Genomic DNA, 15,799 nt, shown 5'->3' with positions numbered 1-15,799 from the left:
TTTTAGTAAAGAAAAATTAAGCTTGAAATAAAGGTTTGAAAAAACGGTATGGACATTGCCAACCGTTTTTTTTAGGGATTTATAAAACTTTTCAATGGAGTGCTTCGTCTAATAAATGGGAAGGAGGAACTGATGTGGATGAATTAACAGCAGAGGCGTTTGAAATGGAAGATAAGGAGGACCTTATAGATGAGATAATGAACAAGTATGGACAGGAAATTTTACAGCTTGTTTATTCATATGTGAATAATAAAGAGGTCGCTGAGGACTTAACGCAAGATATATTTGTTAAATGTTATAAATCTCTTCATACATACAAAGGGAAATCAAATGTAAAAACATGGTTATGGAGAATTGCCATTAATCATTGTAAGGACTATATAAAAAGTTGGTATAACAAAAAGGTAATTGTTACAGAGGATGAATCTACGTATATTGGGATTCAAAAAGAAAGTGTTGAACAAACTGTTATTCAAAATGCAGAGGAACGTAGGCTGGCTTCTGCAGTAATGAATTTACCGATAAAATATCGAGAAGTAATTTATCTCTTTTATTATGAAGAGTTGCCAATTAAAGATATTGCTATGGTAATAGAAGTGAAGGAAAATACGATAAAAACAAGACTGAAAAGAGCTAAGGAACTATTGAAGAAAGGTTTGGAGGAATAATCAAATGGAAGATCGATTAAAAGGCCTACGAAAATCAATGGAGAATACAACTTTTAAACATTTGAGTTTTTCTGATCAGCATCGAAAGCGGGTACACGAAAAAATTAATCAATCATACGAAAATGAAGAAGATATCCTTTTAGCAGTTTTGCAACTTCTCATGAATGAAAAAACAGGGTACGAATTGGCACAGCTATTGCGTGGGAGAGGGATTCAAAAATTCGAAGGAAATGAAGGTTTTTTATACACCTTATTACATCGTCTGGAACAGAATCGTTTTATCCAATCAAGTTGGGATCATTCAGGAGCTAAATATTATCAATTAAATGATAAGGGAAGAAAGATGCTACGAAAGGCAGAAAAAAATTCTACAAAGGCACGATTTATATTAAAAGGATTAGTACAGGGGTGAGACAAATTTGAATAAAAAAGGGGAGCGTTTTTTAAAAGAAGTTACCAATCATATTAAATCAAAAGAAGCAAAGAACCTTGTGGCAACTGAACTGGATTTTCACTTGAAACAGGCGAAGAATATGTGGATAGAGAAAGGGTTAAGTGAAGAAGTTGCTGAAGACAAGGCTGTTGAACAAATGGGAAGTCCAATCAAACTTGGTCAAGAACTTAACAAACTTCATAAACCAAAGGTCGATTGGTTCATTATTATTTTATTAGTGACTGCTATGGGGTTAGGCTTCTTGCCAGTTGTAGTTTTTGGACATACGAATGATTTACTAATAAATAAGGTGATATTTGTTATTCTCGGTGTTGCAACGGCTCTTGGGATGATGCTGATTGATTATCGGAAATTAGAGAGAATTGGAAGGCTGTTTTACACAATCGGAGTACTTATCCTGTTAATGATAAGCTATTTTCCAAACACTACAATCAATGGAGAACCTTTAATAAAAATTGGCCCCATTACAATTGAATGCTTAATGGCTGTGCCATTCTTTTTTCTAGCTTGGGCTTCTTTTTTCAATAACAGTAGGTTAAAGGTTTGGTATCTTGGGGTTTTATACCTATTTTCTTTGTATCTATTCTTAACTATACCAAATCTCTCCACAACCTTTATCTATATCATGATGGTATTCGTTATGCTTTGGTGGAGTAAGTTAGGTAAGAAAAAGGCACTGATAATTACAGTTGTACCAATTTGTTTATCTATCATCGGTGGATTATTTTTCTGGTCCTCAGTACAGAAACACCAGTTGGCTAGAATTTTAGGGTTTTTAAACCCAGGAAATTACGCAGATGGTCCGGGTTATATGTATTTACGTTTAAAAGAGTTAATGTCGTCAGCAGGATGGTTTGGTACATCTGGAAATATAGAGTTCATTCGGGCTGCACATACTGATTTTGTGTTTGCAAGTTTGACTTACTATTATGGGTATTTGTTTGCACTTATCCTTGTCTTGATTCTTTCCCTTTTTGTAGCAAGGATAATGGTCATATCTCATAAAATAAATGGTCATTATGGTAAATTGCTTCTTGTTGGTGGAATGACTCTTTTTGTAGTCCAGTTCATTTATAACGTTGGAATGATTCTAGGCTTATTACCGATCACTTCTATATCCTTGCCTTTTATTAGCTATGGATTGATGCCAACTCTGTTTAATGCATTTTTAATGGGTATCGTGTTAAGTGTGTATCGACGTAAAAATTTGATATCAAGTAGTTTCATTTAGAATTGAATCTAAAATTTTTTAAAATTAATTTCATAAAGAAGCTTTACACTGACATGGGTATTTAACTTATTCCAGAATAGGGCGCGATTGTGGAGCAACATAGTTAGGAAATGATCAAACTTTTTTATAAAAGAATGAACCAACTGAAAATATTAAGAGCGTGTTTTGATCAATCTTTTTTTCAAAACACGCTCTTTTCTATGATTGTTTATCAAGATTATTAGTATCAATTTGATCAAACTTTATTTTAAAGCAACACCACACATATTAGACATATCTAAAATGTGTGGTCCTTTTAATGTCAACTGTTTCACTTATCTAACCTAAATATAAATATGTCAAGGTCTTTTTTCATGCATAGAAAACGGCAAGTTAAACAAAGAACGAGACTACTTATGTACATATCCATTTCATTTTTCCACATTTATGTAAAAATGAAATAGAAAAGGGGGCATGGCATGAAGATTCAGATTGATTTGGACCCATCACATGAAGAATTAGAAATTATTATAAGAACGAAAGAAATGACAGAAGAGGTTCAGTACATTTTGAAAGTATTAGAAGGAGGACCGATAAAACAAATTGTTGGGATAGCAGATCAATAGTTTCATTTATTGGAGTTTAAGGAAATATATTGGTTTTATTCAGAAGGGAGAGCTGAAGGAGTCCGGGAAACGATGAATGAAGCGCATCATTTCCAACATGAGCTCATACAATCAGAAGCAAGAGAAGAAAAAACAGAAACTACAGTACTACACCCAATACATTCTATTACAGTAAAATTCACCAATTTGTATAAAAAAATTAATGCGAAAGGGGAACATGCAGCATGCGTGGAATAAAAATTACAACAATTGGCGGCGGCTCTAGTTATACGCCAGAATTAATTGAAGGTTTTATTAAGCGCTATCATGAACTTCCTGTTCGTGAAATTTGGTTAGTTGACGTGGAAGCAGGAAAAGAAAAGTTAGAGATCGTTGGCAATTTAGCGAAGCGTATGGTGAAAAAGGCAGGAGTACCAATTGATATTCAACTTACGCTTGATCGCCGCGAAGCGTTAAAAGATGCGGACTTTGTTACAACGCAATTTCGCGTTGGGTTATTAGCAGCGCGCGGAAAAGATGAAGCAATTCCATTGAAATATAATGTGATTGGTCAGGAAACAAATGGTCCGGGCGGTTTATTTAAAGCTTTAAGAACAATTCCTGTTATTTTAGATATTTGTAAAGACATAGAGGAGATTTGTCCAAATGCATGGTTAGTCAATTTTACAAATCCAGCAGGTATGGTAACAGAGGCTGTTCTTCGCTATACAAACATTCAAAAGGTTGTTGGGTTATGCAACGTTCCGATTGGGATTCGTATGGGATTAGCAAAGATTCTCGATGTAGATCCAAGCCGTGTACATGTTGATTTTGCGGGTTTAAACCACATGGTGTACGGATTGGATGTGTATGTAGATGGTGTGAGCGTCATGGACCGTATGCTGGAATTAGTGACAGACCCGGAAAAGCAAATTACGATGCAAAATATTGCAGGGCTTGATTGGGAGCCTGATTTTATTCGTGCGCTTCGTGCGATTCCATGTCCATATCATCGTTACTACTACAAAACACGCGAGATGTTAGAAGAGGAAAAACAAGCATCTATGGAAAACGGTACACGTGCAGAAGTCGTGAAAAAGTTAGAAAATGATTTATTTGAGCTTTATAAAGATCCAAACCTAGACATTAAACCACCGCAATTAGAAAAACGCGGCGGGGCATATTATAGCGATGCTGCATGTAGTTTAATTACTTCTATATATAACAATAAAGGTGACATTCAACCTGTAAATACAAGAAATAATGGCACAATTGCAAGTCTGCCGGCTGATTCTGCTGTTGAAGTAAACTGTGTTATTACAAAGGACGGTCCAAAACCGATTGCAGTTGGTGATTTACCAGTACCTGTTCGCGGTTTAGTACAGCAAATTAAATCGTTTGAACGCGTAACAATTGAAGCGGCAATAACAGGAGATTATCATAAGGCGCTGCTTGCGATGACGATTAACCCACTTGTACCATCCGATAAAGTGGCAAAACAAATTTTAGATGAAATGCTGGAAGCTCATAAAGAATATCTTCCGCAATTCTTCAAAAAGGTGGAGAACTAAAAGCGGCGCTATACGAGCCCGCTTTTTTCTTGTTAAGTAATGGGAGGGGACAGAATGATTCGATTAATCGTAAACGCAGATGATTTTGGCTTAACGCGAGGTGTAAACTACGGTATTGTTGACGCACATGTTAACGGACTTGTAAATTCTACAACGATGATGATGAATATGCCGGAAGTAGAACATGCAGTGCAATTAGCGAAGGAATATAAGACGTTAGGGGTTGGTGTGCATCTCGTATTAACCGCAGGAAAGCCACTTCTTCCTGACGTGCCTTCACTTGTAAAAGAAGATGGTTCATTTCATTCACAAAGTACCGTTTGGGAAGGGAATATAGATCCGCATGACGTTCAGCGAGAATGGACTGCACAAATTGAAAAGTTTCTATCATATGGGTTAACACCCACTCATTTTGATAGCCATCATCATGTACATGCACTGCCGATTTTACATGATGTATTAGAGAGATTAGCAGAGAAGTATCGTGTCCCAGTACGCCGCTGTAAGCAAGACTGTGCAGTCAGCCCATTTTCTGATGTGTTTTTCCACGATTTTTACGCAGATGGTATAATAGACGATTACTTTACAAATTTACAAGAGCGTGTAGAGGACGGGGTGACAGTTGAAATTATGGTGCATCCAGCTTATGTAGATGCGGAACTAGTGAAGCGTTCCTCGTATGTGATGAAGCGCGTTGAAGAACTACGGATTTTAACAGAGAGCAAGCTTCCGAGCGGGATAGAGCTTGTGAAGTTTTAATTGATAAGAAAAACGGCTATTTCTAGGAATAGCCGTCTTGCTTATAGTACTGATAAAATCATTCCGCCTATTGCACCCACTACAACAATTACCCACGGCGGCAGCTTCCAAAAGGCAAGCATTGCGAATAAGAGTAATGCAATAACGAAATCAGCAGGATTCCCAACTGAGCTTGTCCAAATTGGATGATAGAAAGCGGCAAGTAAAATACCGACAACAGCTGCATTTATACCAAACATAGCCCCTTGTACGTACGGCTTGCGGCGCAGCATATCCCAAAAAGGTAGTACGCCTACAACGAGTAAGAAGGCGGGAAGAAAAATGGCAATCGTCGCAATGGCTGCCCCAATAGTTCCGTTCATAATCGCACCGATATAAGCGGCAAACGTAAATAATGGTCCAGGAACTGCTTGCGTCATTCCATACCCAGCGAGAAACTGTTCTTTCGTTATACTGCCGTTTGACACAAACTCATTTTCTAAGAGCGGAAGAACGACATGACCACCGCCAAAGACGAGAGAGCCGGATCGATAGAAGCTATCAAACATGGCAATCCAGTGCGAGAGAGGGCGCAATATTGGTAATAGTACCAATAAGAGAAAGAACAGAGATAAGCATAACGCTGCGATTTTGCGTGAGACTGGAATGGGTATTTTTGATTCAGTTGCTACGACGTGCTCTTTGTATAAGAACCATCCCATTATACCAGCGAATAGAATAACGATGATTTGTATCCAAGCTGCTTGGAATAATAGAACGGCAGTCGCTGCAATCACTGCGATCGTTGCGCGGCTCCGGTCTGGTGTTAGCTTCTGCGCCATTCCCCATAATGCATGAGCGACTATCGCTACCGCTACTAGTTTTAAGCCATGAATCCATCCAGCATGGGGGATGTCTATTTGTTGTAATACTGAAGCGAACAATACGAGCGCAAGAACAGAAGGTAACGTAAAACCAAGCCAAGAAACAATCGCCCCAAGTATGCCGCCCCGAGATAATCCAATCCCCATGCCAACTTGGCTACTAGCAGGACCGGGAAGAAATTGACAAAGTGCTACTAAATCAGCATAGCTTCTTTCATCCATCCACTTTCGCTTTTGGACGTACTCGTAGTGAAAATAACCAAGGTGTGCAACAGGCCCCCCGAAGGAAGTGAGTCCAAGTTTCGTGGAAACGAGAAAGATTTCTATTAATACTCGTAAGTAATTTGGAATGATTCGTTTTTCTTTAGGCTTCACAATAATACGATTCTCCTTCTTCATAAATACAGGCTTTTCTTCTATCATATCGAATATATATTAATAAGAACATGGATAGAATGTAATGAATATGTAAAATTGCATACGCCAGGAGCATCTTTTCGTGTTACGGTGAGGAGGAAAGATAGCCTCCTAACTATCTTTTGTTTAACGGATAATTGTGTGTATTATTACTTGCTATCAGAAACAACAAAGGAACCTCGTAATTGAGGTTCCTATTGTCTTATTATCCATAAAAAACTGCTGTCTATTAGTGAAGCCCACTAATAGAAGTTTCAATTTATCGCCATTTCAAAGTTTACACAAAAATAGGAATTGAGGAAAGAGAAAACAGCTCTAGCAGAAGCTAAAGCTGTTACAATCTCGTATCCTTCCAAAAATTCACTTCTACATGAGAAGAAGGATTGTAAGGAAGGAGGGTATATCCTCTTGAACGAAGATAGTCAATTATTTTTGGTAAAACTTGCACGGTGACACTTGAGTCGTGCATTAAAATGACTTCAACTGGTTTATCACTTTGATTCATTACTCGTTCCAATACAGCAGAGGGATTGTGATAACTTTTCCAATCATATGTGTCGACTGTCCAATCCCACATTTTATAATGAGCTGCAACAAGAGCATCGCGATAATTTTTCTTTAAATAGGGCATACTGCCGTAAGGAACGCGAACGAGATGCGTGTCAAGTCCAGTGATGACTTGAACAATTGTCCGAGCTTGTTCCATTTCAGAAACTAAAATAGAGGGATCACCATTATAAAGGTGTTTTGCATTATGAGACATACTATGTAATCCTAGATAATGACCTTCTTGAATTAATCGCTTTGTTGTTTGGGGATAACGAGAGACACGTCCGCCAATAACGAAGAAGGTTGCTTTTTCATTTTTCTGCTTTAAGATATTTAAAATTTGTGATGTATATTTGTTTGGTCCATCATCGAATGTTAAATAAGCCACTTTTCTTTGCTGAGTAGCTGTAGGTTGCTGTGGCAGTTGTGTTTCAAGATGAGCGATAGAGCGATTCTCATGTGAAGATACAACTGCAGCCTGCTTAGGTGATAGAAAACATGAGATGATAGTATAAAACAAACAGATCAGTAGAAGCGTTCGCTTAATCATGATGCTCACCCTAATTTGAAGATTGTACATTTATCTTGCTCCAATAGTGGTATTCTCAAACGAACTATATTTTGGAAAACAAAAAACCGGATGATTTTTTTAAAAAAATCATCCGGTTTGTATATTTTTATATGGTATTGGTTATACTATTTGTTATTCTTCACGTTTTTTTACTTTTTTAAAGACTGAAATAATTGGTTTATAGCGATCGTGTACAAGACCGATAATCTCTGCGACAATTTCAGTAACTAAAATAAGAACAAATAGAAGAACAATGGATAACCATAATGTTGCGCTTGAGAAAATAATCGCGTTGACACTAAAGAAAATCCCGAACGCATAAATGATAAGCACCGTTGTTCGATGAGAGAATCCCAGTGCAAGTAAACGGTGATGTAAATGCGATTTATCTGGCGCTGAAATTGGTTTTTTATTTACAATCCGACGAATGATTGCAAATATTGTATCGAATATTGGTACCCCTAAAATAATGATTGGAACGATAAAGCTAAACAGTGTTACGCTTTTGTATAGTCCAAGTAGCGATAGTACAGAAATACAGTATCCTAAGAATAGTGCCCCTGTATCCCCCATAAAGATTTTCGCTGGATGGAAGTTATAGAACAGAAATCCAATTGTACTTGCCAGTGCGATTAGCGCAAGCGGTAAAATGAGAGCACTCCCAGCACCAGTAACGCTCGTAGCAGCCATGTAAGCTAACGTTGCAAGAACAATAGATGAAATCCCAGCTGATAATCCGTCAAGTCCATCAATTAAATTAATAGCATTTGTAATACCGACAATCCAAAATACTGTAATTGGATAAGAGAACCATCCGAGGTCGATATCCCCCAAAAATGGAATATAAAGAACCGGTATTTGTAAATTTTTCACGATTAACAATGCGACTACAAGTTGTCCACCAAATTTTACTTTTGCAGATAATTCATATACATCATCTAATATACCGATGATGATGATGATGACAGCACCTACACTAATTGATATGATACGCTGTTCATACAAGCCGCTAATCAAGCACCCTACAACAACTCCGATAAAAATTGCCAGTCCGCCAAGACGAGGCATAATTCGTTGGTGTACTTTACGAGCATTTGGCTTGTCTGTTGCCCCGATCTTAAAGGCTAATTTAATCACGAAAGGGGTAGCAATCAGTACGGTAATGAAAGATGCCAAAACTGCATAAATAATTCGTGAGTCCATTAATACCCCACCTTTTATATTTTAACGTAAACAAATCTTTCTTCTACTTAAAATTCCAATATGTGTTTTCTGACTCATAACATATGGTATCATAAAAAGAGTAGAATTCAATCTTTTTTTCTTTTTACTTTGGTTGGTGATAACTGAAATATGTGACAACTCTGCAACGAATTATAGATGCAAATTAGTTTTAATATGAGTGTTTTTCAATAAAATATGTATGCATTCTATTGCGAACTATGGTAAATGTTAGAGGAAAGCAATGGTAGAGTTCTGCCTTTTAAAAAACATTCGTTGAAGCATAGATTTTGATTATGTGTTGTCAAATAGAAGAGCTGAGAAAAATAACCATTCGTGTCACTAGTGGGAAGTTCTCATCAATCGGGCTGTTACGGACAGTTTGATTGTGCAGCGTAGAACTACTTTTATAAAGACTGAAATTATATGATGATAAATTTTTGTAGGGGGAGAAAGAATGATTTTAGTAGTTGGCGGAGCCGGATATATTGGAAGTCATACAGTAAAACAATTGTTAGACCAAAATTTTGAAGTGGTCGTATTAGATAATTTATCGACGGGTCATCGTGAGAGCGTTGATGAAAGAGCGCTTCTAGAAATAGGAGATTTAAGTAATGCAGCGGATTTAGATCGTGTATTTGGCAAATATTCTATTGATGCTGTTATGCATTTTGCGGCAAATAGCCTCGTTGGTGAATCTGTTTCGAATCCATTGAAATATTATAAAAATAACGTATCGGCAACGATTACGTTGCTTGAGAAAATGATGGAGCATGGTGTAACATCATTTATTTTCTCTTCAACAGCAGCAACGTATGGAATTCCAGATACAGATATCATTACAGAAGGCACTTTAACAAACCCAATCAATCCATACGGACGTTCTAAATTAATGATTGAACATATTTTACAAGATTTTCATGCAGCATATGGGATGAAATATGTTGTGCTTCGCTACTTTAATGCGGCAGGTGCTCACGTATCAGGAACTATTGGAGAAGATCATACACCAGAGACACATTTAATTCCGCTTGTGCTACAGCACTTATTGGGAAAACGTGAATCAATTTCTGTATTTGGTACAGATTATGATACAAATGATGGCACGTGTATTCGTGATTATATTCATGTAACAGACTTAGCGGAGGCGCACATTTTAGCACTGCAAAGTTTACAAAATGAACAAAAAACAAATGAAGTGTATAACTTAGGAAATGGAAAAGGTTTTTCTGTAAAAGAAGTGATTGAAACATGTGAGCGTGTAACTGGGAAGAAGGCGAATGTTATTCACACGGAACGCCGCGCTGGAGACCCAGCACAACTAATCGCTTCTTCTGAAAAGATTTATGAAGAATTAGGCTGGAAGGCAAAATATTCACTTGAGAAAATGATTCAAACAGCTTGGGAATGGCATACAGCTCATCCAAACGGATATAGTAAGTAAAAACAAGTCAGCTGCTGATAAAGCAGCTGACTTGTTTTTTACAAGATAAAAATGTATCCCGCATGAACGGACAGAAAAACCCCTACTGATGAAAGTTTCACTTTATAAAATTCGAAGATGTCTAGCTCCAGCGCTTTCTTTACAAAAGCTTAAAAAATGAAACGAAAGATGTCTCATATAATAAAGTTAGAGTGAAACGAACCATAAGTAGGGGGTGTGTTCATGAAAATTACAGTGGTAGGTACTGGGTATGTCGGATTGGTGACAGGTGTTGGTTTAGCGACACTCGGGCACTCTGTGACTTGTTTTGATATTGATGAACAAAAAATAAGGCTGTTAGAGAAAAATGAACTGCCGATTTATGAACCGGGCTTACAAGAATTATTGGAAAAGGCTGTTTTGGAACAGAGATTATCATTTACTTCGAAAAAAGAAGAAGCCTACGGAGCAGTTGATTTTATTTTTGTGGCGGTTGGTACACCTTCCTACTTAGATGGGTCTGCAAATTTAACACATATTGTAAATGTGTGCCGTGATATTGGCATGTATGCAAAACGAGATGTTATCGTTGTGACGAAAAGTACGGTTCCGGTTGGGACAAATGATGCTATGAAAGAATGGATTCGAGAATCATTGCAAACAGATATACGTATACATCTTGTATCAAATCCGGAGTTTTTACGAGAAGGCTGCGGTGTGCAAGATTTCTTTCATGGTGATCGTATTATCATTGGAGCAGAAACAGCAGCGAGTGCAAAGAGAGTTGCTGAGCTGTATGAATCGCTCCCAATTAAAATATTTACAACGGATGTGCGCAGTGCAGAAATGATTAAGTACGCATCGAATGCTTTTTTAGCGACGAAAATTAGCTTTATTAATGAAATTTCAAATATATGTGAAAAAGTACAAGCGGATGTGACAGAAGTGGCGGCTGGTATGGGAATCGATAAACGAATTGGTCCGCATTTTCTGCAAGCAGGTATTGGATACGGCGGTTCGTGTTTTCCGAAAGATACAAACGCACTTGTACAAATTGCGGGGAATGTGGCGCATGATTTTAGATTGTTAAAAGCAGTCATTGAAGTGAATAATAAGCAGCAAGCTTCACTTGTGGAGAAAGCAGAAAAGATGATGAGTTTGCGGGGAAAACGAGTCGCAGTTCTTGGCCTTTCGTTTAAGCCTAATACAGATGATATAAGGGAAGCGCCGTCTCTTATGATTATTGAACAGTTACTAGTTCTAGGAGCTAATATTATCGTGTATGATCCAAAGGCGATTTTACATGCGAAGCGTATATTGGCAAATCGAGTACAATATACGATAGATATAGATACAGCCCTTATGAAAGCAGATGCAGCATTTATTGTAACGGAGTGGGAAAGTATTCGAATGTATCCTATTGTGAAGTATGTACAGCTTATGAATAAACCGATTTTATTTGATGGAAGAAATTGTTATGGTTTAGAAGAGATGGATCAACAGGCCATTGATTACTATTCTATTGGCAGAAGAGCAGTTCGAAAGCGTGATGTTTCACATGTCCTTTAGGAAATATTTCCTTTTGCCATTTAGGATTCTCATATATAATAACAGGTGTTATCTCTTATGATGAATTGAAACACTGAAAGAAAAGAGGAACTGAATATGACAGAACGCATTAAAGTAATGACGATTTTTGGAACGCGTCCCGAAGCTATTAAAATGGCCCCTCTTGTGTTAGAACTGCAAAAACATTCAGAACAAATTGAGTCCATTGTGACAGTAACAGCACAACACCGTCAAATGCTGGATCAAGTGTTAGATATCTTTGGTATTACACCAAATTATGATTTAAATATCATGAAAGACCGTCAAACGTTAATTGATATTACAACGCGCGGCCTAGAAGGCTTAGATAAGGTCATGAAAGAAGCAAAGCCGGATATCGTTCTTGTACATGGTGATACAACGACAACATTTATCGCAAGCCTTGCAGCATTTTATAATCAAATTCCAATCGGTCATGTAGAAGCTGGTCTTCGTACGTGGGATAAATATTCTCCATACCCAGAAGAAATGAACCGACAATTAACAGGCGTGATGGCAGATCTTCATTTCGCACCGACAGCAAAATCAGCAACAAACTTACAACAAGAGAATAAAAAAGAAGCAAACATTTTTATTACAGGAAATACAGCAATTGACGCGTTAAAAACGACAGTAAAAGAATCATATACGCATCCTGTTTTAGAAAAGGTTGGAGATGACCGTCTGATCCTTATGACAGCACATCGCCGTGAAAACTTAGGTGAACCGATGCGCAATATGTTCCGTGCAATTAAGCGTCTTGTAGAAACACATGAAGATGTGCAAGTTGTATATCCAGTACATATGAATCCTGTTGTTCGTGAAATTGCAGGAGAAATTTTAGGAGATCATAATCGTATTCATTTAATTGAGCCGCTTGATGTAATTGATTTCCATAACTTTGCATCACGTTCATACTTAATGTTAACGGATTCTGGCGGGGTACAAGAAGAAGCGCCATCACTTGGTGTGCCAGTTCTTGTTCTTCGTGATACAACAGAGCGTCCAGAAGGTATCGAAGCGGGTACATTAAAGCTTGCTGGTACAGATGAAGAAACAATCTTCACTTTAGCGAATGAGTTATTATCAGATAAAGAAGCACACAGTACAATGGCAAAAGCATCGAATCCATATGGCGACGGGCATGCGTCAGAACGTATCGTGAAAGCAATTGTGGAGTATTTTAATAAGTAATGAAGTGAAACTTTCATCAGTGAATGATTTTTTCACTGATGGAAAGCTCTCACCAATCGGGTTCTTAAGGGCAGTTTGATTTTACAGCAATGAATGGCATCTTACTGCCCGTTAGAGCGGGATAAAGTGAAACTTCCATTTGGAGATGTTTTTTCTCCAAATGGTTAGTTGAACCAATCGGGTTCTTAAGGGCAGTTTGATTTTACAGCGATGAATAGCATCTTACTGCCCGTTAGAGCGGGATAAAAAAAACAGCTATCTCCATTAGGAGATAGCTGTTTTTAATGTGAAGACATTTGCCATTCTGTATCTGATTGATGATTGGTTGAACTTGTTTTGTGTTCATTCGATTTAGATGATGGTGTAGATTGTTCTTGTTTTTCAGTATGATTCTGTATATTTGAGTTATGAGATGGCTTAGCCGGCTCTTGCTTTTCAGGCTGATGCTGTATATTTGAGTTATGAGATGACTTAGCTGGCTCTTGCTTTTCAGGTTGATGTTCTATATTCGAGCTAGATGGTTTAGCCGGTTCTTGTGTTTCAGACTGCTGTTGTGTATCTGGTTCTTGTGTTCCAGATTGCTGCTCTGTATCCGACGCAGGAGCTGAATCTTCAAGTTGTAAGTTTTGCATAAAGGTATGGTGAACTTGTTGAACATTTGCTTCGTCTGGAATGAAATAGTAAATTCCGTCTATTTTTGCATCCTTGCCTTCCATTTTTACTGTTTGAATGCTAGATGTATCAAAGCCAGAGAATTCTTTATAGAGTGCAAGACCATCTGATACAGGTATATCTGTTTTGATATACGTTCCGATTGCTTTTGCAATGTCATTAATTTTAAATACAGTAGAAGGTGAGTTTAATTCCTTTAATACCGCCTCAAGTACTTGACGTTGACGCGTAGCACGGCCAAAGTCTCCATTCGGATCTTGCTTTCTCATCCGAACATAAGCTAAGGCTTCTTCCCCATTTAAATGCTGTGGTCCTTTTTTAAACTCAATCTTCTTGTAATAGTTAACATCAGAGCGTTCCCAGAAATCGAATGGAACATCGACTGTAACGCCGCCAACTGCATCGACTATGCCTTTAAATCCTTTAAAGTCTAACTTAATATAATGATCCACAGGTACTTTTAAAAAGTTTTCCACTGTATCTATTGTCATTTTTTCTCCGCCATAGGCATGAGCTGCATTTATCTTATCTTTTTTGTCACGCCCGACAATTGTTACGCGTGAATCACGTGGGATACTCATTAAAGATACCTTTTTGGATTTTGGATCAATAGTTGCAAACATTAAGGAATCCGTTCGCCCGTTTTTCCCGTCTGTGGCATAATCTTCAATTCCCATAATTAAAACACTAAATGGTTTTTTCGTAATTTCTACGTCCTCTGTGCGGAGTTTAGATTTATCATGCTTCAAGCCGCTGTAAACTCCCATTAAAGAAGAGTAAGAAGTATACGCATAAACTGCTCCGCCTCCGATAAGGAGAGCAAAAATAAGGAATATAAGCGATTTGCGTCTTCTTTTCTTTTTCGTTCTTCTATTTTGGAGATGATGATAACGATCTTCCATAAATAATCTCCTTTAAGTATAAATTAGTGTTGTACTATATCTTGCTCTAGATATAGCATCTCATCTTCATTAATTGTACATTTCCCATTTGTGATTTCAATCATCCATTCTATGAATGATTGTTTTTGATTTTCCTCTACATATGTGTCAAATGTGACATGCTCTAAGTAGTGTATATCTCTAATCGTATATATGGAATTGCGCAGTTCATTTTCAGCTTTTCCGAGCAATGTATAATCAATTTCAGTTTTCATGACGCGCATCAGCTTTCTTTCCACGATGCCGACATAATTTAGACCTTCACTTGTACATTTCCCGTATGCACGAATTAAACCGCCTGCTCCTAGTTTAATGCCGCCGAAATAACGTGTTACAACAACGACAGTATCCTTTAAGTGGCGCTTCTTTAATACTTCTAGGATCGGGACACCAGCTGTACCGCTAGGTTCTCCGTCGTCGTTTGCTTTTTGAATTTGGTCATGTTCGCCAATTAAGTAGGCAGAGCAGTTATGGGTTGCATTCCAATGTTGTTTTTTTATCTTTTGGATAAATTCCTGCGCTTCTTCTTCTGTTGTCGCGCGGCTTACATGACAAATAAAACGAGATTTTTGAATGACTATTTCATGTTCGCCGTCTTCTTTTACGGTGAAATATTGTAGTAGCAATGATATACGCCCCTATCTTTGTAAAGTGAAACTTCCATCAGTGAGTGATTTTTTCACTGATGGTTAGTTGAACTAATCGGGCTCTAACGTGCAGTTTGATTTGACATAGATGCACTACATGCTACTGCCCGTTAGAGCGGGGTAAAGTGAAACTTCCATCAGTGAGCAATTTTTTCGCGGATGGTTAGTTGAACCTATTGGGCTCTTTACAGGCAGTTTGATTTTACACCGATGTACTACATTCTACTGCCCGTTAGAGCGATAAATTATCAATACTTTTTATTCTAAAAGGGCTGGGGTGGAGTTTCAAATATTTTTTTGCAGAAATTTAGCTCTTTCTATTATAATTTGAAATTTTTTGTTGTAAATTGTTGAAATAGTGTTTATAATTTTAACCTCTCGTTTTTCCATCAGTTAATGCACCTTTTTCCATTTTCATGTACAATAAATAATAAATTTGTTTATAAG

15 protein-coding genes are annotated in these 15,799 nt (G+C 37.5%); 10 read left to right on the top strand and 5 right to left on the bottom strand.

Features of this window, described 5'->3' with window-relative positions:
- Nucleotides 1–134: 134 nt before the first annotated feature.
- The 7 genes from AB1284_RS21310 to chbG all read left to right on the top strand — a co-directional run bounded on the left by AB1284_RS21310 (nucleotide 135) and on the right by chbG (nucleotide 5,267).
- Complete coding sequence (locus AB1284_RS21310; protein ID WP_429753098.1) at nucleotides 135–668, top strand: sigma-70 family RNA polymerase sigma factor; 534 nt, start codon at nucleotides 135–137, stop codon at nucleotides 666–668.
- A 4-nt stretch (nucleotides 669–672) separates the two neighbouring features.
- Nucleotides 673–1,080 carry a PadR family transcriptional regulator gene (locus tag AB1284_RS21305; protein WP_429753099.1) on the top strand — a complete coding sequence of 136 codons (408 nt, stop codon included), beginning with the start codon at nucleotides 673–675 and terminating at the stop codon, nucleotides 1,078–1,080.
- Nucleotides 1,081–1,087: 7 nt separating this feature from the next.
- Complete coding sequence (locus AB1284_RS21300) at nucleotides 1,088–2,353, top strand: FtsW/RodA/SpoVE family cell cycle protein (RefSeq protein ID WP_429753100.1); 1,266 nt, start codon at nucleotides 1,088–1,090, stop codon at nucleotides 2,351–2,353.
- A gap of 458 nt (nucleotides 2,354–2,811) precedes the next feature.
- Nucleotides 2,812–2,958: a hypothetical protein gene (locus AB1284_RS21295; RefSeq protein WP_429753101.1), complete on the top strand. Its 147-nt coding sequence runs from the start codon at nucleotides 2,812–2,814 to the stop codon at nucleotides 2,956–2,958.
- Nucleotides 2,959–3,030: 72 nt separating this feature from the next.
- Nucleotides 3,031–3,195, top strand: a complete 165-nt coding sequence (locus tag AB1284_RS21290; protein WP_429754457.1) for a hypothetical protein — start codon at nucleotides 3,031–3,033, stop codon at nucleotides 3,193–3,195.
- A complete protein-coding gene (locus AB1284_RS21285; protein WP_429753102.1) occupies nucleotides 3,183–4,508 on the top strand; it encodes a 6-phospho-beta-glucosidase in 1,326 nt (441 codons plus the stop codon). The genes AB1284_RS21290 and AB1284_RS21285 overlap by 13 nt, the downstream gene beginning before the upstream one ends.
- Nucleotides 4,509–4,562: 54 nt before the next feature.
- On the top strand, nucleotides 4,563–5,267 hold the full coding sequence (gene chbG / locus AB1284_RS21280; protein ID WP_429753103.1) for a chitin disaccharide deacetylase: 705 nt from the start codon (nucleotides 4,563–4,565) through the stop codon (nucleotides 5,265–5,267).
- Nucleotides 5,268–5,308: 41 nt separating this feature from the next.
- Here chbG and AB1284_RS21275 read toward each other — a convergent pair whose 3' ends face one another.
- From AB1284_RS21275 to AB1284_RS21265, 3 genes are all read right to left on the bottom strand, one after another.
- Nucleotides 5,309–6,529 carry a chromate transporter gene (locus tag AB1284_RS21275; protein ID WP_429761859.1) on the bottom strand — a complete coding sequence of 407 codons (1,221 nt, stop codon included), beginning with the start codon at nucleotides 6,527–6,529 and terminating at the stop codon, nucleotides 5,309–5,311.
- 352 nt (nucleotides 6,530–6,881) lie between these two features.
- On the bottom strand, nucleotides 6,882–7,646 hold the full coding sequence (locus AB1284_RS21270) for a polysaccharide deacetylase family protein (RefSeq protein ID WP_429753104.1): 765 nt from the start codon (nucleotides 7,644–7,646) through the stop codon (nucleotides 6,882–6,884).
- A 153-nt stretch (nucleotides 7,647–7,799) separates the two neighbouring features.
- On the bottom strand, nucleotides 7,800–8,870 hold the full coding sequence (locus AB1284_RS21265; protein ID WP_429753105.1) for a glycosyltransferase family 4 protein: 1,071 nt from the start codon (nucleotides 8,868–8,870) through the stop codon (nucleotides 7,800–7,802).
- Nucleotides 8,871–9,345: 475 nt separating this feature from the next.
- Here AB1284_RS21265 and galE point away from each other — a divergent pair, with 475 nt between their 5' ends.
- The 3 genes from galE to wecB all read left to right on the top strand — a co-directional run bounded on the left by galE (nucleotide 9,346) and on the right by wecB (nucleotide 13,092).
- Nucleotides 9,346–10,332 (top strand): UDP-glucose 4-epimerase GalE, encoded by a 987-nt coding sequence (galE, locus tag AB1284_RS21260; RefSeq protein ID WP_429753106.1) that lies wholly within the window; start codon nucleotides 9,346–9,348, stop codon nucleotides 10,330–10,332.
- A gap of 222 nt (nucleotides 10,333–10,554) precedes the next feature.
- Complete coding sequence (locus AB1284_RS21255; RefSeq protein ID WP_429753107.1) at nucleotides 10,555–11,880, top strand: UDP-glucose dehydrogenase family protein; 1,326 nt, start codon at nucleotides 10,555–10,557, stop codon at nucleotides 11,878–11,880.
- Between the two features lie 96 nt (nucleotides 11,881–11,976).
- A complete protein-coding gene (gene wecB, locus AB1284_RS21250; protein WP_336482272.1) occupies nucleotides 11,977–13,092 on the top strand; it encodes a non-hydrolyzing UDP-N-acetylglucosamine 2-epimerase in 1,116 nt (371 codons plus the stop codon).
- Between the two features lie 281 nt (nucleotides 13,093–13,373).
- On the opposite strand, the gene AB1284_RS21245 is transcribed toward wecB, so the two are convergent.
- Together AB1284_RS21245 and AB1284_RS21240 are read right to left on the bottom strand one after the other, a co-directional pair.
- A complete protein-coding gene (locus AB1284_RS21245) occupies nucleotides 13,374–14,666 on the bottom strand; it encodes an LCP family protein (RefSeq protein WP_429753108.1) in 1,293 nt (430 codons plus the stop codon).
- A 23-nt stretch (nucleotides 14,667–14,689) separates the two neighbouring features.
- Entirely contained in the window at nucleotides 14,690–15,331 is a 642-nt protein-coding gene (locus AB1284_RS21240) for a YigZ family protein (protein ID WP_429753109.1), read from the bottom strand.
- Nucleotides 15,332–15,799: the final 468 nt, after the last annotated feature.

Origin of the sequence: Bacillus sp. S2(2024), assembly GCF_050474045.1 — a bacterium.
Taxonomy (GTDB): domain Bacteria; phylum Bacillota; class Bacilli; order Bacillales; family Bacillaceae_G; genus Bacillus_A; species Bacillus_A yunxiaonensis.
The sequence above is the reverse complement of the archived record's forward strand: the minus strand, read 5'-3'. Positions and strand labels throughout refer to the sequence as shown.